Genomic DNA, 20,328 nt, shown 5'->3' on the forward strand with positions numbered 1-20,328 from the left:
TCGATACGCACGCTACAGGGGGCTTGCAAAAATTCAAGAGCAATGCCTCCTAACTGCTGTGGCTCAAAACATAAAAAAGTTGGCTATGCTGCTTTCGAGAGCAGGTAAGGGAGGTGGTTTTAAGTTTATATGGGTTGATATTCATCCATTAATTGTTTATATCCCTTTTATATACAAAAACCCTGCGATCAACAAAGTTGATTCGCAGGGTTTGTCAACATTCTCAGGCATGGATCAAAAGATCCATGCCTTTTTCATTTCAACACATCTTCCAGCTTCACAAAGCGGTATCCTTGTTTCCGCAGCAGAGGGATCGCCTGTTTCAACCCTTCGGCGGTGTCCCCTTGCGGCTGATTGAAATGGAGGATGACGATGGAGCCGGGCTTAGCTGTAAGTAAAGCTTGTTTTACTTGGCGGGCAGAGAAGGTGGCACCCGCGTCGCCGATTACATCGAAGTTGACGGGGCGTTCCCCCGTTTCATGGATGATTTTGACCGCCACATCATCATAATAGGCGGTACCCGAACGGAAAAACTTTGGCTTCTTTCCGGTCAACTCCATGATTTTGCGGTCATTGCCCAGCACTTCTTCCAACGCTTCATTCACGTTTGCCGTGCCGCGGATGCCGTAGACGGCGCGCCCATTGACGGAAAGGGGGCGGTGAACCGTGCCGTGGTTTTCGATTTCAAACAGCGGCTGCCGTGCCAAGTGCAAGAAAATCTGTTCATTGCGTTCAATCCAGCGGCTGTTGATAAAGAGCGTGGCCGGAATCTGCTCGCGCTCCAAGTATTGGATCAGCGGTGCGTCATAGCCACTACCGTGCTGTCCGCCACAGGCGTCGAAAGTCAGGGCGATCAGTTTTTCCTGGGTCGGTAGACGATCGATGACGCCGGGAAGGTGCTCTCCCCATTTGCGGGGCTTTTGGCCTTCAAATTTGGTTTGCACCCGTTGTTTGATCTCCTCTACTGAAGGCAATGCGGCTGTGTTGGTCGATGGCTTTGCGGTTGGCGCGGCAGGCGATTGGGTAGTGGGGCGTGCTTGGGGATGATCGGTAGTGACCTGGGTCCCGGAGCACGCGGTTGTTGCCAGACATAAGGAAATGATTGCGGTCAGTGATTTGATTGACGATTGCATGGGCTGACTACTCCTTTTCAAACCAGCCTTTCTTGCGGAACCACATATACATGGCGACGCCGATGAAACCCATCAGGCCTAGCACGAAGAAATAACCGTAACGCCATTTCAATTCTGGCATATGCTCGAAGTTCATGCCGTAGATGCCAGCGATAAACGTCAGCGGCATGAAGATCACCGTGATGACGGTGAGGGTCATCATCACTGAATTCATCCGGTAGGAATTGAGCGAAAGATAATTGTCGCGGATGTCGGCTGTCATATCTCGGCTTGATTCCACCATCTGGCCAAGCCGTTCCAGATGGTCGTGGATGGATTTGTATTGGCGACGCTCTTCGATTGAAAGATGCAGGCGCTCTGAATTGAGGATGCGGTACAAAAGGTCGCGCATGGGCCAGATGGTGTGGCGCAATGCCAACAGTTCGCCGCGAATTTTGAACACTTCCTTCATCAAGGTGTGTAGCCTCGCATGCGGCCTACGCGTTTTCTCTTCCAATATGGTGAGCTGGTCTTCTAACCCTTGGACGATGGGAAAATAGTAATCGACGATTTTGTCGATGATTTTCACCATGATGAAGGGAGTCCCTTTGGATTGGACCATGGCGTCGGTTTTGACCCGTTCCCAGACTTCGTCGATTTCCTCATGCGCTTGGTAGTGGAAGGTAACGATGTAGCGGGGACTGGCAAACAGGTCAATCTCTTCCGGCTTCCACGTTTTGTTGTTCAAGACTTGCAACACATAAAAGGTATAGGTGTCGTAGTAATCGAACTTGGGGCGTTGCAGATAATGGAGGCAATCTTTGATCGCCAACGAATCAAAGCCCAACTTTTCCAAGTAAGTAGCTTCCTGCATGGTTGGGGCGTGGAAGTCAATCCAATACCAAGCGGGATCAAGGGCCTGCACTTCCTCGATCGGCAGGTTTTCAATTATGCGGCCATCTTGGGTGTATGCCAATGTGCGGATCATGCGAGTCCCCCCTGTCGGGTGTGGGTGGTTTCTAACGAGATGCAAGATTTAAATGATAACCGTTGTTTATCGGTTTCCTGCAATGAAATGAGGCTGGATACGAGTTATATGATTTACCAAAGAAATAGAACGTATAGCTAATGATAATATTCAGCGACGCATAACGGAAAGGATGGCAGGGAAGTTTCGTCAGATTGACATAAAAATTGTTGCTATCGTGACCGTCATCCTCTTGCCGTAGTTGAATCATCCAGTGCATGGGGGACGTCGTGATCCCGGATGCAGGAGGCGCTTCCGGCAGCGATGTGGGCTAGGGCGTGTCAATATCGTTTGCAACTACGCCTCTGCATAAACAAGCGTTTACTTATACAAGTTTTTTTCCATCATGAATTTTTTTGTTTTGGCGGCTCCGCCTTGTATGGAGCCGTTTTTTTATTTCGGCCAATGTTTACCATCGGGAGGCATGGGTGGACTTTTTACGCATGATATGTATAATAATTCATGATGATGAATTTTTATAAAAGGAGAGGGCGCGAATGAAACCTAAAGTGGTATTGGCCTATTCAGGCGGTTTAGATACATCGGTGGCTATCAAATGGCTTGGGGAAACGTACGGATATGATGTGATCACGGTGGCGCTCGATGTTGGGGAGGGCAAGGATTTGGCGTTTGTCCAGGAAAAGGCGCTCAAGGTCGGAGCCGTCGAGTCCATCGTGTTGGATGTGCGGGAAGAGTTTGCCGAGCGTTTCTTGAAGCCGGCCTTAAAAGCCAACGCGATGTACGAGGGAAAATACCCGCTGGCAACGGCGCTGTCCCGTCCCTTGATCGCGGAGAAGCTGGTGGAAGTGGCAGAAGCGCGTGGCGCCGTCGCTGTTGCGCATGGTTGTACCGGCAAAGGGAACGACCAAGTCCGCTTCGATGTAGCCGTGGCCGCGTTGAATCCCAATTTGCAGGTGATCGCGCCCGTGCGGGAGTGGGGCATGTCCCGCGACGAGGAAATCGCGTACGCCGAGCGCCACAACATTCCCGTGTCGGCCAACTTAGACAATCCATTTAGCGTTGACCAGAACCTATGGGGACGTAGCTGTGAATGCGGAGTGTTGGAAGATCCGTGGAACGCGCCTCCAGAAGCGGCATTTGAGTGGACGAAGGCGCTCGCCGATACGCCAGATGAACCTGCTGTGATCGAACTCACCTTCGAAAAAGGGGTGCCGACTGAGCTGGACGGCGTGGCGATGCCTTTCTATGAGATGATTGCCCGGTTAAACCAGTTGGCCGGCGCGCATGGGGTGGGACGGATTGACCATGTGGAAAACCGCTTGGTGGGAATCAAGTCCCGTGAAGTGTATGAATGCCCAGCTACGATCACCTTGCTGACCGCCCACAAGGAGTTGGAATTCCTCACCCACACCCGGGATATCACCCGCTTCAAGCCGATCGTGGAGCAAAAATGGTCTGAACTGATATATGACGGGCTGTGGTTTTCACCGCTCAAGCAGGCGCTTGATGCGTTCATCGAAGAGACGCAACAGCATGTCAGCGGAAAAGTGCGCCTTGCGCTGTTTAAGGGTCAGGTGACCGTTCTGGGACGCACCAGCCCCAGCTCGCTGTATGATGAGAAGCTGGCGACTTACTCCAAGGATGATCTGTTTGACCATACAGCTGCCGTGGGCTTCATCAAGCTGTGGGGCTTGCCAACGAATATTTATGCAAGCGTGCATAGAGGGGAGGGCACTCATGGGCAGCAAATTGTGGAGCGGAAGATTCACCAAGTCGACGCATCGGTGGGTGGAGGAATTTAACGCCTCCATCGCTTTCGATCAAGTGTTGGCGGAAGTCGACATTCAAGGAAGCTTGGCTCATGTGGCGATGTTGGGGAAATGCGGAATTTTGTCCTCCGATGAAGTGGCTCAGATCGAGCAGGGGTTGGAGCAGATCTTGGCAAAAGTGCGGGAAGGCCGTTGTGTATTCACCATCGAGCATGAAGACATTCACATGAACATCGAAAAAATGCTGACGGACGAGATTGGGCCGGTGGGCGGGAAGCTGCACACGGGACGGAGCCGCAATGACCAGGTTGCGTTGGATATGCATCTGTACATTCGCATGCAGACAGTGGAATTGGTCCGCTTAATCCATGAGCTCCACGGTGTGCTACTCAAGCAGGCATCGCAACAAATCGACGTCATCCTGCCGGGCTACACACACTTGCAACGGGCGCAACCGGTGCGGCTCAGCCACCATCTCCTCGCTTACGCCTCCATGTTTGAACGGGATATGGAGCGACTGATAGACAGCTACAAGCGTGTCAATCTCTGTCCATTAGGGGCAGGGGCCATCGCGGGCACCACGTTCCCCATCGACCGTGAATGGGTTGCTGAGCGGCTGGGCTTTGATGGTATCTACGATAACAGCATGGATGCGGTGAGTGACCGCGACTATTTGCTTGAATTTCTCTCGATTGCGTCGATTATCATGGTACATTTGTCGCGGCTTGCTGAAGAATTGATCTTGTGGAGTAGCGACGAATTTAATTTTGTGGAATTGGATGACGCGTTTTGCACCGGCAGTAGCATGATGCCGCAGAAGAAGAATCCCGATATTCCAGAGCTGATCCGCGGGAAGTCCGGCCGGGTGTTTGGCCACCTGATAGGTCTGTTGACCACGCTTAAAGCTTTGCCGCTCACTTACAACAAAGATTTGCAGGAAGACAAGGAAGGCGTGTTCGACACGATCACCACCCTGACCGGTTGTCTCAAACTGATGGCACCGATATTGGAAACGATGAAAGTCAACGCCCAGCGGATGCGGCAAAGCGCTGAGCAAGGGTTCGCCAATGCTACGGATCTGGCCGATTACCTGGTGGAGCGGGGATTGCCCTTTCGGCAGGCGCATGAAGTGGTCGGCCGGATGGTCTTGCATTGCATTCGCGAAGGGAAAGGGCTTGCTGACTGCACCTTGTCCGAGTGCCAAGCATTCTCGCCGCTGATCGGAGAGGATGTGTATGCGCGACTGGGGTGCGAGCAAGTGGTGGAAGCCCGTCGGAGCGCTGGGGGCACGGCGAAAGAGCAAGTGTTGTCCACCCTAAGCCAAAAGAAGGAAAAGTATGACAAAATTAACCAATGGATTAGCGGTGTTTGGAAATTTACAGCGTCAAAAACCCCATGACACAGGTTCTGGGGTTTTTTGGCTTTTTGAATAAAATTTGATTTTGAAAAATATTAACCTGGCTTGCTGAAAAGATGATGTTATAATAAGTAAGAGTTTAGCTGGGGAAATAAGGCGATTTCTAGTTTTTTTGGATGCCCGATGAATGTATTCTCATTTTTTGATACTATTAAGCAATGCAGGAGTTTAATAGATTGAGAGACTAATAATAAGAGAAAAATATGTGTTCCTGGGGTGAGTTTCGTGATTGAAATGCATGATGTGTGGAAGGTTTATCCCAATGGCGTAGAAGCTCTCCGCGGCATCGATGTGCGCATCGACTACGGCGAGTTTGTCTATATTGTGGGGCCGAGTGGCGCGGGGAAGAGTAGCTTCATCAAACTAATGTACAGGGAAGAGAAGCCGACACATGGCGTCGTATTGATCAACGGCGTCAATGTCAAAAGGGTTCGCGACTGGAAGATTCCCCATGTCCGCCGCAAAATCGGCGTCGTCTTCCAAGACTTTAAGTTGTTGCCGCACATGACGGCATTCGAGAATGTCGCGTTTGCGATGGAAGCGATTGAAATGCCACGCCGTAAGATCAAACCGCGCGTGGAGGAAGTGCTGGAGCTAGTAGGACTGTCCGACCGGATGCACGCTTTGCCGTCGCAATTGTCCGGCGGTGAGCAACAACGGGTGGCGATTGCCCGGGCGATTGTCAACAACCCCAGCTTCATCATCGCGGACGAGCCTACGGGTAACTTGGACCCGGAGAACTCCTGGGATATCATGTACCTGCTTGAAGAGATTAACCAACGCGGCACAACCATTGTGATGGCGACGCATAACAAAGAGATCGTGAACACGATGAGACAACGCGTCATCGCTATCGAGCAAGGGGTTATCGTGCGTGATGAGTTGGGAGGTGAATACGGTTATGAAGATTGAGACTTTATTTCGCCACATGCGGGAAGCTTACAGGGGCGTGAAACGGAACACCTGGATGAGCTTTGCCGCGATCAGCGCCGTGGCGGTGACGTTGTTCATCTTTGGTATCTTCTTGATTTTTGCTTTTAACGTGCGTTACATGGTGACAGAGTTGAACAAACAATTGGTGGTTCGCGCTTCTCTGGAAGAATCGATCACCAATCAGGGGCAAGAAGAGCTGTTGAAGCAGGTTCAAGGGATCAGTGGTGTGAAAACGGCGAAGCTTGTGCCCAAAGAAGAGGGATTGAGACGGTTCAAGGCTGACTGGGGTGACGATGATGCCGAGAAGCTATTTGAAGGCTTCGACAAGGACAACCCATTGCCGGACGTCATTGAAATTGAACCGCAAAATCCTGACAACATTAAACAGATTGAAGAGAAGGTGAAAGGGCTCCGGGGGGTAGCAGAAACCACTTCCGGTGACCAAGTGACGGACAAGCTGGTCAGCCTGTCCAGTTTCACCCGTAACATTGTGTTGGTATTCGGTTTGGGTTTGGCGGTGTTGGCCGCATTCTTGATTTCAAACACAATTAAGCTGACGATCATCGCCCGGAAGCGTGAAATCGAGATTCAGCGTTTGGTGGGCGCCAGCAACTGGTTCATCCGTTGGCCGTTCTTTATCGAAGGGGCGTTTATCGGGATCGTTGGCGCGATTGTACCTACCGTGATCGTGTTGACCTTGTACCAAGTAGCTTATACCACCTTGGGCGCAGGGGAAGCCTCTTCCGTCTTGAAAATGATGCCGCTGTTGTCGCTGGGGACATATGTGGCATTGAGCATCTTTGCGCTGGGCGCGGCGATTGGAACCACGGGAAGCTTGATCTCTGTTCGTCGTTTCTTGCGGGTCTGACCGATAGTGGGACGACCGGGCGTAAGGAGGAGAAACGTGAAACGGAAAATCCTAGTCGGAACCTTGCTTGTGACACTCGTTTTTTCTTTAATGCCCCAGGGAATCGGTTTGGCGAATCCCACTTCCTCAAGCATTGAACAGCGTAGACAAGACATCAAGAAAAATGACAAGGAGATCCAGAAATTAGAGAAAAAGAAGCAGTTGGCCAAGCAAGACGAACAGGCGATTTTGGCTGAAATCGACGCGAAAGAGAAAGAACTTAACCGGCTGGAGCAGCAAGTGTATGAGACCGAAGAACGGATCAAAGAAAGCCAGCGACAGCTAGACGAGATTGAACAATTGATGAATCAGAAGCGGCAATCCTACCAAAATCGCCTACGTACCGTCTATTTGCAGGGGAACATGTTTTATCTGCAGATATTGTTGAAGTCCGCATCATTCGGCGATTTTCTGGAGCGGATCAATATGATCACGATGATCAACCGCTCAGATCGCCAATTGCTGGACAAGTACAATCAAGAGCGGCGCAGACAGGCCCAAGTCCAAGCCGCATTGAATCGAGAGCATAAACGGCTGGAAGTGCAGAATCAAGAAGTCAAACGGTCGTATGATGAATTGCTAGCCCGAATGGATGAGCATAAGGAATTGATTGCATCGATCGATTCCAGCTTGCAAGAGTTGGAAGAGAAAAACCAAGCAGCCAAACGCGAGTTGAACCGTTTGGTGGCTGATGCCGAACGCCAGGCCAAAAAGCGTGAACAGCGACAATACGTGTCGGCCAACACGCACGCCAAAGATGGCCTGTTGTGGCCAGTTCGCGGGGGAGTCCTCACTTCTCCTTTTGGCCCGCGTTATCATCCTATTCGTCATACAACCCGCATGCATGAGGGCATTGACATCGGGGCCGCGATGGGTACCCCGATCATGGCTGCGGCACCTGGCGAGGTGATTGCGGCCCGCCCTTCCAACGGTTATGGATACATTGTGGTGATTTACCACGGCAACGGACTGTCCACGCTGTATGCGCACATGTACGCAAGCACTGTCAAAGTGCGAGTGGGCGATCAGGTGAAGCAAGGGCAAGAAATTGCGGCTGTGGGCAGCAATGGCTGGTCGACCGGCCCGCACTTGCATTTTGAAGTGCATGAGCATAGCAACCCTGTCGATCCAATGAAGTACTTCCGCTAAAGGGAGAGCGACAAAGGAAGGGAGCATCGGACATGATACGATCTTTGGGTATCGGTCTCCTGGCGGCGGCCGCCTTGATTCTCCAATCGGTTTGGCCTTCCGGGGTCTGGGCGGAAGGCACCACGTCAGACACGAATAAGCTGAAACAGATTCAACAAGAAAAGCAGCAAGCGGAGAAAAAAGTGGATGCCGCCCAATCGGAATTAAGTGCGGCCAAAGAGAAAGTGGACCAAATCGAAAAGGAAATCGGCTCGATTGACGACCAGATAGCGAAACACAAAGCGGATCTTCAGAAGAGCCAGCGGGAATTGAAGCAAAAGCAGGAAAAGTTCAACACGGTTGTTGCGCGGATGTACCAGCAGGGCCAATCCCATTACCTTGCATTCATGCTGAACGCAGATAGCTTTAACGATTTCTTGGCCCGGTTCGAGCTGGTGCGCATCGTGTTGAAACGGGAAAAAAACGTGTTGGATGGTTATAAAAAAGCGCAGAGCGACATAGAGAAGCAAATCAAAACCATTGAGCAAAAGAAAAAAGAGAAAGAGCCTTATCTCAAAAAGGCCCAGGCGGAATTGGCCAATTACACCGCCGTGTACAATCAGCACGCATCTAAGCTGAAACAGCTGAAACACGACGAAACAGTGACCAAAGAAGCGATAGAACGCAAAAACCGCGCTGTTCGCGCGGCCAAGTCATCCGGCACCAGCTACGGCACGGGCAAGTTGGCTTGGCCGCAACCGGGTGGCACCGTTACTTCGCCCTTCGGTTATCGGAGTGGGCGCATGCATGAGGGGATCGATATCGGCAACAGCATTGGCTCTCCGATTTTGGCGGCGGACAACGGCGAAGTCGTGCTGACCAAATCCGATCCCGGCGGTTATGGATATTATGTGGTAATCGATCACGGCAACGGATTGAAAACCTTATATGCCCATATGTATCCCAGCACCGTGACCGTCAGTGTGGGTGAACGGGTGCGGAAAGGGCAACGGATCGCTTCAGTTGGGAACAATGGCCGTTCCACTGGACCGCATTTGCATTTTGAAACGCACAAAAACGGCACACCTGTCAATCCGATGAAGTATTATTGACGGGTGAAGAGTGATAAGATAAAGGGTTGGCGGTCGATCTAATGATTCCCACGAGGAATGGTTAGATCGACTTGCCATTTACAGGGCAAATTTGTCCAAACCTTGACGGGGAAATGATGAATAGAGCATAAATTGAGGGGGCTACAAACAAATGAGGAAAAAGCTGGTTGCAGTGGCACTCACGACTTCTCTCATTGCGACCGCCATGCCGCTACAAGCGGGAGCGGAGATTACGCGAGAGCAAGTGCAACAGCAACGCGAGAAAAAGGGAGAGTTGTTGGAAAGCAAAAGCAAATATACCGAAGAAATCAATAAATATAAACAAGAAATCGCCAAAATGACGGAGGAAAAGAAAAAACTGGATGTTAAATTCGCTCCGCAACAAAAACGGTTGAAAGAGGCACAGGATCAGCGGGACAAAGCGTGGGATGAATATAAGAAGCTGATCACCCGGCTGTATCAACAAGGCGAAAACCAATACATGGCGATGTTGTTGTCTGCCCGTTCCTTTAACGATTTTCTGCACCGGTTTGAGATCGTGCGCATCATGGCCAAAGCGGATTTTGCAACAGTGGAGAGATACCAGGAACGCCTAAAAATAGTGAAGAAGGAAACAGGCGTATATGATAAGCTGGTCGGCGAGATCCAGAAGAAACAAGATGAGATCAATGCCAAAAACGCTAAACTCTTGGAGTTGATGAAAAAAATCGACAGCAATTTGGAAGCGATCCAGGATTGGGAAGAAGCGAACGAAGATGAGATTTTGCAGATCAACTTGGACGATTGGAAGAGCGGGAAGTTGCGCTTCCCATACACCGGGCCGCTCTCCAGACCGACTAACACGAGAAAGACTTCTGGTTTTGGCGGAAGGTTCCACCCGGTGCTAGGGAAGTACAAAAAGCATGAAGGGATCGACTTTGCCGGACCGTTGGGCACACCGGTGCGAGCGGCGGCCGACGGGGTAGTTGTGGCAAGCCGACCTTCTTCTGGTTATGGTTGGCTGATTACCATATACCACGGACAGTACAATGGCAAACCTTTCTTCACACAATATGCACATAGTTTTCCGGGACAAGTCAAAGTACAATTAGGACAAGAAGTGCATCGTGGGGAACAGATCACTTCTGTTGGAAACAACGGCCGTTCCACGGGTCCCCACTTGCACTTCGAAGTGCGCATCGGTCAAGGTGAACGCCCGCCGGCCTATAATCCCGACAATTACATCAAATACTGATGCCAGCTGTTTTTAAGGATGACGATGATGGTTAGCGAGTTGGTCATTTCGTTTAGGGTGTGTCTGGCAGATCAAGTTATGTAGGGAAGAAGCGGCGAAAAACCATTTCTCGAGGAGCGCCGATGCATAAGTGATGCGAATGAGAAAAGGTTTTTGGAGCCGCTGGCCTATTCATCAGACACGCCTAGATAAGATGGGTTGACACCAAGGGAGGACAGCGCATGAATGCCAAGCGAATAGCCGCCTTGCTTTCGATCGCGTTATTGGCAACGGCGTGCATAGCCCCGCAATCGGCAAATGCAGAAGTGACCCGTGAGGAAGTGCAGAAACAACGGGAGAAAAAGGGGCGCTTGTTACAAGATCAGAGCAAGATGACAGATGAGATGCGACGCCTGCAGAAAGAGATCAATGACCTGAATGATGAGATTAGTCGGCTGTCCAAAAAGTTTGCGCCACAACAGAAGGCGTACCTAAAGGCCAAACAAGATCTTGAAGTGAAGAAAAGGGAGTACCACAAATTGATCCGCCGCATGTATGAACGAGGAGAGAACCAGTACATGTCGATTCTGTTGTCCTCAGACTCGTTCAATGACTTCTTGCATCGGTTTGGTATGGTGCGGATCTTGGTAAAGTCCGATTTTGCGAAAGTGATGAAATACAAAGAGGCCTATGAAGTGGCGAAAGAAGCAAACAAAGAGTACTTGGCGCTTGTGAATCAAATTGAGGACAAGCAAAATCAGATGAAAAGCAAATTAAAGCAGTTGACCGAAGCGACCAAGAAGATCAACGGGGATTTAAAGGCGATTCATGATTGGGAAGATGCCAATCAGGACGCAATCCTGGAGATCAACTTGGACGATTGGAAGAACGGGAAGTTGCGCTTCCCATATACCGGGCCGCTCTCCAAACCGACTCCAGGGCCCAAGACATCCAATTACGGCATGCGCCTGCATCCAGTGCTCCACTATTACCGCTTCCACGCCGGGGTAGATTTTGGCGGCGGGTTCGGCAAGCCCATCTATGCGCCAGCGGATGGAGTGGTGGTGTCCAGCCGTCCGTCTTCCGGTTATGGTTGGCTAATAACCATCTATCACGGCCAGTACAATGGCAAACCTTTCTTCACACAATATGCACACAGTAGACCGAGCCAAGTGAAAGTGGAGCCGGGCCAAGAAGTGCATCGGGGGGATCAAATTTCTTCGATTGGGGACTATGGGCTTGGCAGCGGGCCGCACTTGCACTTTGAGGTTCGCATCGGCTATGGTGAGCGCCCCCCGACTTATAACCCATTGAATTTTATACGGTAGTGGGCAAAGCACGATTGGACGACTAATTTGTTAATGTGTATCATAGATTGGAGAGTGTACAAGTTTCTCCTTCGGGCGAGTGGCCAAAAGGTGGTGTATCCGTGGTATTTAAAGGAAGAACCGTAGCGATTATCGCAATTGTCGCGGTGATATTCAGCAGTCTCGGCACAGCCCTGATTGTGGGCGAGGGTGGCCTGATCGACCAGTGGGAAGCAGGAACGCTACTCTCCGGCAATTTTTCGCATGATGCGTCGTTTGAAGAGCATGTGGATAAGTTGCGTCAGGCGTACAGTGCGATCAAAGGGAATTATGTCCACGAGATCAACGATCAGAAGCTGATCGATGGAGCGATTCAGGGGATGGTCAGTTCATTGGGTGACCCCTACTCATCATATATGACCCCCCAACAATCCAGTCAATTCAAAGAAGACTTACAGTCTTCGTTTACCGGCATCGGCGCCGAAGTGTCCATGAAAAACGGCCGTTTGACCATCATTTCCCCAATTAAAGGATCTCCTGCTGAAAAAGCGGGCATCCGGCCGAACGACCAGGTGCTGAAAGTGAACGGAATCAGCCTAGAGGGCATGGATGTGAATACGGCCGTGAGCAAAATTCGCGGCCCCAAAGGAAGCAAGGCCAAGCTGGAAATTGTCCGGCCAGGCGTGAAGGAAGTGCTTCACATCACCATTATTAGGGATGAGATCTCCCTGCAAACAGTTGAGGCGACGATGTTGCCAGACAAAATCGGACGCATTACCGTCTCCCAGTTTTCCGAGAACACAGCCAAGGATTTCGCCAACGGCTTGAAGAAGCTGGAAGGGGAAGGCATGAAGGGGCTTGTCATCGATGTGCGTGGCAATCCCGGTGGTTTGTTGCCCGTTGTGTTGGAAATGTGCGATCAGTTGGTTCCAGACAAAAAAACAGTGATGATGACGGAAGATAAAAACGGCAAACGCGAGAAGTACACGTCCAAATTGGATGAAGCGAAGCCGTATCCCATCACGGTTCTGGTTGACAAAGGCAGTGCGAGCGCCTCCGAAATCCTTGCTGCCGCATTGCAAGAATCGGGCGGGTATCCGTTGGTGGGCGAAACCACGTTCGGCAAAGGAACCGTCCAGACGACGAGAGATTTCCATGATGGCAGCAACATTAAGCTGACCATTGCCAAATGGTTGACACCGAAGGGAAATTGGGTGCATCAACAAGGCGGTACCAAAGGGATCAAGCCTGATGTGAAGGTTCCATTGCCCGCTTACATGCATGTTACGCCATTCCATGTGGAGATGCCGCTTGGCCGTGATCAGAACTCTACGGAAATCAAAAGCATGCAAACCATCTTGGATGCGCTCGGTTACAACCCCGGCCGCCAAGATGGGTATTTTGATGAACGAACCGAACAGTCGCTGAAAGCGTTCCAGAAAACCAAAGGGCTTCCGCAGACAGGCAAGCTCGACCAGACAACCGCTGAGGCGGTGCAAGCCGCTTTCATCGACTTTGTGAGCGATCCAAAAAACGATGTCCAGTTGCAAGTGGCTGTCGAATTGTTAAAGAAAAAAGCGAAATAAAGGATTTGCAGTGTCATTGTAGAAGTAACCCCAGATATTACCAGTTTGGGGTTACTTTTTATTTTGGAGGAATGCTTGTGGATGCAGTCTGGTCTTCGGTTTGGCAATGGACAAGTGCGTGGGGGCAGTTGGTGATCCATCCGGGGAGTTGGCTGGCGCTGATCTTTTTGGTGATGCATACGGCGGGACTAGCGCGGTATGAGCGCAAACGGTTTGCGACCCGCTTGACGCCGCCTTTTCCCCTAGCGCTAAGGGCATGGGTGATGGGGCTAGTGTTGGGCGCGGGGTTTTCTCTCTGCTCGCTGTGGGGCCAATGGGTGATCCGTCCTGCCGATCTCGCCTGGATTTGGGGTTGTACCGCGCTATTGGCCATCATGCGCGCAAGATGGGCGTGTATCGCATATTCGGCGGGCTTGGTTGCTTTGTTACAATGCGGGGTGACCATCGCACCAGTCGCGGAATTGCCTGCGGCATGGCAGCCTTACGTGCGCAGTTTGCTGGAAGTGCGTGTGTTGGATTGGCTTTGGATCGCATGCCTGGCGCATCTGGTCGAATGGCTGTTGATTCGGCTGGATGGCAGCCAAGGGACCCGACCCGTCTTGGTGAAAGGGAAGCCCGCGCTTCAATTTCACAAGATTTGGCCGTTTCCGTTGGTGCTGGGGTTGACGCCTGTTCCCCTGTTGCTCGGCTTTGGTTGCCTTAATTATGACAAGCCGTTGGAGCGGGAAAAGCGATTGGCCTCAACAATGACGTTGGGCTATGCTTTGATTTTGGCAGGGCTGATCACTCTGGCGGAAGTGTGGCCGATGGGGGTGTGGGCGGCAGCGGTCTTCTCCATCGCAGGGCATGAAGGTATCGCCATATGGAACCGCCTCCGTCTAAAGCGGCTTAGACCTTATTATGTTTCAGACGGCAACGGGATCAAGGTTATCGCCGTGATGCCGGGAAGCCCGGCCCAACAGATGGGTATTAAGCCGGGGGACGTGGTACACCGTGTCAACGGCAAAAGCGTCCCCACCATGGCCGCGCTTTTGCAAGTGACAGAGAAAGCTGCTTTTTGCAAGCTGGAAGTGTTGGACGAGCAAGACGACCGGCATATTATGCAAAAAGCCCTGTATGAGGATGACCCGCGTCATCTGGGGATCATCGGTTCATCCAGCGCTGGGCTGAGCATACCGCAAACGACAGCGACACGGCCAGGGGCGACAGCGTCGCAATGACCAAATATCACAAATGCTAAAGTGGCAAGATTGCCGAGGCGGCGGAACTGCTTCCGGCGTCAGCAGAACGAAAGGAAACCATCGGTTTCGGGCCACATTGCCAATCCGCATAAGAACCTCTGATGATCGAGGTTCTTATTTTATGTGTTTGAGGCAATGCTGGAGATACACAAAAGTGACATAAAGCGAGAAAGGAACGGATGTTCCCCGGTAGAAATGGTTTATGGTATAATACCCTTTAAGTGAGAAAAGAGGTGAATGCGAGGATGGAGAAGAGATTTCAACTGGTTTCAGAGTTTCAACCGCAAGGTGACCAGCCACAAGCGATACAAAAGCTGGTGCAGGGGATTGAACAGGGTGAGCGCTATCAAACATTGTTGGGGGCGACCGGAACGGGAAAGACATTCACCATCGCACAAACCATCAACCGAGTGAACAAACCGACGCTGGTGATTGCGCATAATAAAACCTTGGCGGCGCAATTGTGTGGGGAGTTAAAGGAGTTTTTCCCTCACAACGCCGTCGAGTATTTTGTGAGTTATTATGATTATTATCAACCGGAGGCCTATATCCCAGCCACCGATACGTATATTGAAAAGGATGCTTCCATCAACGATGAGATCGACAAGTTACGCCACTCGGCTACGAGCGCGTTGTTTGAGCGTTCCGATGTGATCATCGTGTCCAGTGTTTCTTGTATCTACGGTTTGGGTTCGCCGACCGAATACAAGGAAATGGTGTTGTCGCTTCGGGTGGGGATGGAAAAAGAGCGGAATGAAGTATTGCGCAAGCTGGTCGATATCCAGTACGAGCGGAATGACATCAATTTCACGCGCGGCACGTTCCGCGTGCGCGGCGATGTAGTTGAAATCTTCCCAGCCTCTCGCAGTGAACAGGCGGTACGGGTCGAATTTTTTGGTGACGAGATTGAACGGATTCGCGAAATCGACGTGCTGACGGGGGAAATCCTCGGTGATCGGGAGCATGTCGCCATTTTTCCGGCTTCCCACTATGTGACGAGACAAGCCCAATTGGAGCGGGCTCTCACTTCGATTGAGGCTGAATTGGAAGAGCGGCTTAAAGAGTTGCGGGATGCGGGCAAACTGCTGGAAGCCCAGCGCCTTGAGCAACGGACGCGTTATGATATGGAAATGATTCGTGAAGTAGGTTTTTGTTCTGGGATTGAAAACTATTCGCGACACCTAGTGGGGAAACAACCAGGGGAAGCCCCTTACACCTTGTTGGATTTTTTTCCTGATGATTACCTGATCATCGTAGACGAATCGCATGTGACTATCCCACAAATCAACGGAATGTACAATGGGGACCAAGCACGCAAAACCATGTTGGTGGATCACGGATTCCGATTGCCGTCGGCGAAGGATAACCGCCCGCTCAAGTTTGCCGAGTTTGAAGAGAAAATCAACCAGATCGTGTTCGTTTCGGCGACCCCGGGGCCGTATGAATTGGAAAAATGCCCCACGGTGGTCGAACAGATCATCCGTCCGACCGGTTTGCTAGACCCCGTGATTCACATTCATCCGATTCAGGGGCAAATCGACCACCTGATCGGAGAGATCAACAAGCGAATTGCCGAAGACGAGCGGGTATTGGTAACCACCTTGACCAAGAAGATGGCAGAGGACTTGACCGATTATCTCAAAGAAATTGGGATCAAGGTGCGTTATTTACATTCAGACATCAAGACGATTGAGCGGATGCAAATTCTGCGCGATTTGCGTTTGGGTGAATTTGATGTGCTGATCGGGATCAACCTGTTAAGAGAAGGGTTGGACTTGCCAGAAGTTTCATTAGTCGCCATTTTGGACGCCGACAAAGAAGGGTTCCTGCGCTCAGAACGCTCCCTGATCCAGACGATTGGCCGGGCGGCGCGAAATGCCAGAGGGGAAGTGATCATGTATGCCGATAAGATCACAGACTCCATGCGGCGAGCAATAGAGGAAACCGAACGTCGGCGCGAGATTCAGATGAAGTACAACGAGGAGCACGGCATTACGCCGCAGACGATTCGGAAAAAGGTGCATGATGTCATTGAAGCGACCAAAGTGGCTGAAGACCAAGCAGAATACCAAGTGGACAAGGAAATGAAGAAATTGTCCAAGGGTGAGCGACTGAAGCTGATCGAGCAGATGGAGAAAGAAATGAAGCAAGCTGCCAAGGATCTCAATTTCGAACGAGCGGCCGAATTGCGCGACCTCATCTTGGAGCTTAAAGCGGAGGGTTAAGTGATTATGGCACAAGAAAATATTGTGATTCGCGGAGCGCGGGTTCACAACTTGAAAAACATAGATATCACCATTCCGCGAGACAAATTCGTGGTGGTGACGGGACTGAGCGGATCGGGCAAATCGTCGCTCGCTTTTGACACCATCTACGCCGAAGGGCAACGGCGGTATGTGGAGTCGTTGTCCGCGTATGCCCGACAATTCTTAGGGCAGATGGACAAACCCGATGTGGATGCGATTGAAGGTTTATCCCCCGCCATTTCAATCGATCAAAAGACGACCAGCCGCAATCCGCGTTCTACCGTGGGTACCGTGACCGAGATTTACGATTACCTGCGCCTGCTGTTTGCTCGGGTCGGCCATGCGCACTGTCCTGAGCACGGCATCCGCATCACCTCGCAAACGGTGCCGCAGATGGCTGACCGCATCATGGCCTTGCCAGAGCGGACGCGGATTCAGATCATGGCACCGCTGGTAAAAGGGCGCAAAGGAGAACATGTCAAGTTATTGGAGGATGTTGCCCGCCAAGGTTATGTGCGGGTGCGGGTCGACGGGGAGATTCGCGATCTGTCCGAAGAGATTCGGTTGGAGAAGAATAAAAAGCATACGATTGAAGTGGTTGTCGACCGGGTGGTGGTAAAGGAGGGGGTGCAGGCGCGTTTGACCGACTCCTTGGAAACGGCCCTTTCCTTGAGCGGAGGCGAAGTGCTGATCGACGTGATTGACGGAGAAGAGCTGTTGTTTAGCCAAAACCTCGCCTGCCCAGAATGCGGTTTTAGCATTGATGAACTATCACCGCGGATGTTTTCCTTCAACAGCCCGTTTGGCGCCTGCCCGACATGTGACGGGCTGGGGTCGCGAATGGAGATCGATCCCGATTTGGTCATCCCCAATCCGCAGTTGTCGTTGGCCGAAGGGGCGATCGAGCCTTGGTCTTCGGGAACGAGCAGTTATTATCCACAGTTATTGGAAGCTGCTTGCCGCCACTTCGGCATTGATATGAAGATTCCGTTTGCGGAGTTGGACAAAAAGGACAAAGCGATTATCCTGCATGGATCGAAAGAGCGTTTTCCTTTCAAATACACGAATGAAAACGGCTTTACTCGAGAATCGCAAGCGTTGTTTGAGGGGATCATCCCCCATCTGAATCGTCGTTACCGAGAGACCGGCTCTGAGCTCATGCGCGAACACCTAGAAAACTACATGAGCAACAAACCTTGCCCGACATGCAAAGGGGCGCGGCTTAAAAAAGAGATTCTCAGTGTGACCGTTGGCGGCAAAAATATCGACTATGTGACCAATCTGTCAATCAAGGAAGCCCATGAGTTTTTTGCAACACTGGAATTGTCGGAGAAAGAGATGCAGATCGCCCGCCAAGTGTTGAAAGAAATCAAGGAGCGGTTGGGATTCCTCGTCAATGTCGGCTTGGATTACCTGTCATTGAGTCGCTCGGCGGGAACCTTGTCCGGCGGGGAAGCCCAACGGATTCGTCTGGCGACGCAAATCGGTTCCAGCTTGATGGGTGTTCTGTACATCTTGGATGAGCCGAGCATCGGCTTGCACCAACGCGACAACAACCGCCTCATTGCAACGCTTAAGAAAATGCGCGACCTCGGCAACACGTTGATCGTGGTGGAGCATGATGAGGATACCATGCTGGCTTGTGACTACATCATTGACATCGGGCCAGGTGCCGGAGCGCATGGCGGGCGTGTGGTGTCGGCCGGAACGCCCGCCGAGGTGATGGCTGATGAAAACTCATTAACCGGGCGGTACCTGAGTGGGCGCAACTTTATTCCCGTGCCGGAACAGCGAACCAAGCCGGGCGACAAGTGGATCACCATCAAAGGGGCCAAAGAAAACAACCTGAAAAACATCGACGTCAAGTTTCCGTTGGGCGTGTTCACTTGTGTGACTGGGGTGTCCGGCTCCGGCAAGAGTACGCTGGTCAATGAGATTTTGCTCAAGGCGGTGGCGCGCGAGGTGAACAAAGCCAAAGCGGTGCCAGGCAAACACCGCAAAATCGAAGGCATCGAACACATCGACAAAGTGATTAACATCGACCAGTCGCCCATTGGTCGGACGCCGCGTAGTAACCCGGCTACTTACACCGGCGTGTTTGATGATATCCGCGAAGTGTTCGCTTCGACCCAAGAAGCCAAAGTACGTGGTTACCAGAAAGGACGCTTCAGTTTCAATGTCAAGGGTGGTCGGTGCGAAGCGTGTCGCGGGGACGGCATCATCAAGATTGAGATGCACTTCCTGCCCGATGTCTATGTGCCTTGTGAAGAGTGCAAAGGCAAACGCTACAACCGCGATACACTGGAGATCAAGTACAAAGGCAAAAACATTTCTGATGTGTTGGAGATGACGGTGGAAGAAGCGCTCGACTTTTTCCAAAACATCCCACGCATTAAGCGGAAAATCCAAACCCTGTACGACGTCGGCCTTAGTTACATGAAGTTGGGCCAACCAGCAACCACCTTGTCGGGTGGGGAAGCGCAACGCGTGAAGTTGGCTTCAGAGCTGTACAAACGAAGCACTGGGCGGACATTATACATTTTGGACGAGCCGACGACTGGCCTGCACATTGACGACATCGCTCGTTTGTTAAAAGTACTTGGCCGGTTGACTGCAAACGGGGACACGGTGGTTGTCATTGAACACAACTTAGATGTGATCAAAACAGCTGATTACTTAATCGACTTGGGACCTGAAGGTGGCACCGGCGGCGGAATGATTGTAGCCAAAGGCACTCCCGAGGAAGTAGTTCAAGTGAAGGGCTCCTATACGGGCCAATTTTTGGCACCAGTGATGGAACGGGACAAAGCGCGGATGGCCAAACGATTGGCCGCACAGGAGCAACCGACTCCGGCGACGACGTGACTCAAGCACGGATGGCATGCGTTTCCGCTTATTTCCGGCATAGAGCGATGTAGGACAAAGCATGCTAGAAAGTAGGCAAGACGTCTTTCATATCCTACAGACAAGGGAGTGACGGGACATGGCGAGAAACAACAAACTGTTGGTTCCTGGCGCGAGCGCTTCACTTGATCAGATGAAGCGGGAGATTGCGAACGAGTTTGGTGTTGAGCTGGGTGCGGACGCAACCGCCCGTGCGAACGGTTCTGTAGGCGGTGAAATGACAAAACGTCTTGTTGCTATGGCTTCGCAGATGTTGAAGCAGAAAAACGCGGGGGAATAATCCCCGCGTTTTTTTGTTGTGTGAGAGAGCTTTTGATGATTGTGAGCGTTTGATGGCGAGATGTGATTGTTCGCAAAATCTTAAGACGCGGTCGGATTGACAGTTGGCACCATGAGCCATACAATGCCAATATGACCAATATAGGAATCGTTCTTATTTGTTTGCATAGATTAGGTTATAGCAAA

Annotated in this window: 15 protein-coding genes and 1 pseudogene; 14 read left to right on the forward strand and 2 right to left on the reverse strand. The window is 51.4% G+C overall.

Annotated elements, in window-relative coordinates; genetic code table 11:
• A pseudogene (locus tag QQZ12_RS17005) lies at positions 1–100 on the forward strand (transposase); the annotation flags it as partial.
• Between the two features lie 154 nt (positions 101–254).
• Here QQZ12_RS17005 and QQZ12_RS14150 read toward each other — a convergent pair.
• Both QQZ12_RS14150 and corA read right to left on the reverse strand, forming a co-directional pair.
• On the reverse strand, positions 255–1,133 hold the full coding sequence (locus QQZ12_RS14150) for a polysaccharide deacetylase family protein (protein ID WP_102993551.1): 879 nt from the start codon (positions 1,131–1,133) through the stop codon (positions 255–257).
• A 7-nt stretch (positions 1,134–1,140) separates the two neighbouring features.
• Positions 1,141–2,100 carry a magnesium/cobalt transporter CorA gene (gene corA / locus QQZ12_RS14155; RefSeq protein WP_102993550.1) on the reverse strand — a complete coding sequence of 320 codons (960 nt, stop codon included), beginning with the start codon at positions 2,098–2,100 and terminating at the stop codon, positions 1,141–1,143.
• A gap of 536 nt (positions 2,101–2,636) precedes the next feature.
• On the opposite strand from corA, the gene QQZ12_RS14160 reads away from it, so the two are divergent.
• The 13 genes from QQZ12_RS14160 (at position 2,637) to QQZ12_RS14220 (ending at position 20,143) form a co-directional block, all read left to right on the forward strand.
• Complete coding sequence (locus tag QQZ12_RS14160) at positions 2,637–3,902, forward strand: argininosuccinate synthase (RefSeq protein WP_102993549.1); 1,266 nt, start codon at positions 2,637–2,639, stop codon at positions 3,900–3,902.
• Positions 3,838–5,268 carry an argininosuccinate lyase gene (argH, locus tag QQZ12_RS14165; RefSeq protein ID WP_102993548.1) on the forward strand — a complete coding sequence of 477 codons (1,431 nt, stop codon included), beginning with the start codon at positions 3,838–3,840 and terminating at the stop codon, positions 5,266–5,268. The genes QQZ12_RS14160 and argH overlap by 65 nt, the downstream gene beginning before the upstream one ends.
• 243 nt (positions 5,269–5,511) lie before the next feature.
• Entirely contained in the window at positions 5,512–6,198 is a 687-nt protein-coding gene (ftsE, locus tag QQZ12_RS14170) for a cell division ATP-binding protein FtsE (protein WP_022737502.1), read from the forward strand.
• A complete protein-coding gene (ftsX, locus tag QQZ12_RS14175; protein WP_189318917.1) occupies positions 6,188–7,087 on the forward strand; it encodes a permease-like cell division protein FtsX in 900 nt (299 codons plus the stop codon). Before ftsE ends, ftsX begins: the two co-directional genes overlap by 11 nt.
• 36 nt (positions 7,088–7,123) lie before the next feature.
• Positions 7,124–8,275: a murein hydrolase activator EnvC family protein gene (locus tag QQZ12_RS14180; RefSeq protein ID WP_102993546.1), complete on the forward strand. Its 1,152-nt coding sequence runs from the start codon at positions 7,124–7,126 to the stop codon at positions 8,273–8,275.
• A gap of 32 nt (positions 8,276–8,307) precedes the next feature.
• Entirely contained in the window at positions 8,308–9,366 is a 1,059-nt protein-coding gene (locus tag QQZ12_RS14185; RefSeq protein ID WP_102993545.1) for a murein hydrolase activator EnvC family protein, read from the forward strand.
• Positions 9,367–9,517: 151 nt separating this feature from the next.
• Positions 9,518–10,600, forward strand: a complete 1,083-nt coding sequence (locus QQZ12_RS14190; protein ID WP_102993544.1) for a peptidoglycan DD-metalloendopeptidase family protein — start codon at positions 9,518–9,520, stop codon at positions 10,598–10,600.
• 221 nt (positions 10,601–10,821) lie between these two features.
• The gene (locus QQZ12_RS14195) at positions 10,822–11,907 is read left to right on the forward strand and encodes a murein hydrolase activator EnvC family protein (protein ID WP_102993543.1); all 1,086 of its coding nucleotides are present in this window, start codon (positions 10,822–10,824) and stop codon (positions 11,905–11,907) included.
• Between the two features lie 101 nt (positions 11,908–12,008).
• A complete protein-coding gene (locus tag QQZ12_RS14200) occupies positions 12,009–13,472 on the forward strand; it encodes a S41 family peptidase (protein WP_284724565.1) in 1,464 nt (487 codons plus the stop codon).
• A gap of 77 nt (positions 13,473–13,549) precedes the next feature.
• Positions 13,550–14,692, forward strand: a complete 1,143-nt coding sequence (locus QQZ12_RS14205; RefSeq protein ID WP_189318916.1) for a PDZ domain-containing protein — start codon at positions 13,550–13,552, stop codon at positions 14,690–14,692.
• Positions 14,693–14,958: 266 nt separating this feature from the next.
• The gene (uvrB, locus tag QQZ12_RS14210) at positions 14,959–16,938 is read left to right on the forward strand and encodes an excinuclease ABC subunit UvrB (protein ID WP_102993540.1); all 1,980 of its coding nucleotides are present in this window, start codon (positions 14,959–14,961) and stop codon (positions 16,936–16,938) included.
• A gap of 6 nt (positions 16,939–16,944) precedes the next feature.
• The gene (uvrA, locus tag QQZ12_RS14215; protein WP_102993922.1) at positions 16,945–19,824 is read left to right on the forward strand and encodes an excinuclease ABC subunit UvrA; all 2,880 of its coding nucleotides are present in this window, start codon (positions 16,945–16,947) and stop codon (positions 19,822–19,824) included.
• A 118-nt stretch (positions 19,825–19,942) separates the two neighbouring features.
• Positions 19,943–20,143: an alpha/beta-type small acid-soluble spore protein gene (locus tag QQZ12_RS14220; RefSeq protein ID WP_022737514.1), complete on the forward strand. Its 201-nt coding sequence runs from the start codon at positions 19,943–19,945 to the stop codon at positions 20,141–20,143.
• Positions 20,144–20,328: the final 185 nt, after the last annotated feature.

The organism is Laceyella tengchongensis (assembly GCF_900182735.1).
Classification (GTDB): Bacteria; Bacillota; Bacilli; order Thermoactinomycetales; family Thermoactinomycetaceae; genus Laceyella; species Laceyella tengchongensis.

What these genes read in the sequence shown, in the direction of transcription:
- QQZ12_RS14185 (WP_102993545.1), top strand. Translation starts at nt 8,308, where the DNA reads ATGATACGATCTTTGGGTATCGGTCTCCTGGCGGCGGCCGCCTTGATT.
- QQZ12_RS14190 (WP_102993544.1), top strand. Translation starts at nt 9,518, where the DNA reads ATGAGGAAAAAGCTGGTTGCAGTGGCACTCACGACTTCTCTCATTGCG.
- argH (WP_102993548.1), top strand. Translation starts at nt 3,838, where the DNA reads ATGGGCAGCAAATTGTGGAGCGGAAGATTCACCAAGTCGACGCATCGG.
- uvrA (WP_102993922.1), top strand. Translation starts at nt 16,945, where the DNA reads ATGGCACAAGAAAATATTGTGATTCGCGGAGCGCGGGTTCACAACTTG.
- corA (WP_102993550.1), bottom strand. Translation starts at nt 2,100, where the DNA reads ATGATCCGCACATTGGCATACACCCAAGATGGCCGCATAATTGAAAAC.
- QQZ12_RS14220 (WP_022737514.1), top strand. Translation starts at nt 19,943, where the DNA reads ATGGCGAGAAACAACAAACTGTTGGTTCCTGGCGCGAGCGCTTCACTT.
- uvrB (WP_102993540.1), top strand. Translation starts at nt 14,959, where the DNA reads ATGGAGAAGAGATTTCAACTGGTTTCAGAGTTTCAACCGCAAGGTGAC.
- QQZ12_RS14160 (WP_102993549.1), top strand. Translation starts at nt 2,637, where the DNA reads ATGAAACCTAAAGTGGTATTGGCCTATTCAGGCGGTTTAGATACATCG.
- QQZ12_RS14195 (WP_102993543.1), top strand. Translation starts at nt 10,822, where the DNA reads ATGAATGCCAAGCGAATAGCCGCCTTGCTTTCGATCGCGTTATTGGCA.
- ftsX (WP_189318917.1), top strand. Translation starts at nt 6,188, where the DNA reads ATGAAGATTGAGACTTTATTTCGCCACATGCGGGAAGCTTACAGGGGC.
- QQZ12_RS14150 (WP_102993551.1), bottom strand. Translation starts at nt 1,133, where the DNA reads ATGCAATCGTCAATCAAATCACTGACCGCAATCATTTCCTTATGTCTG.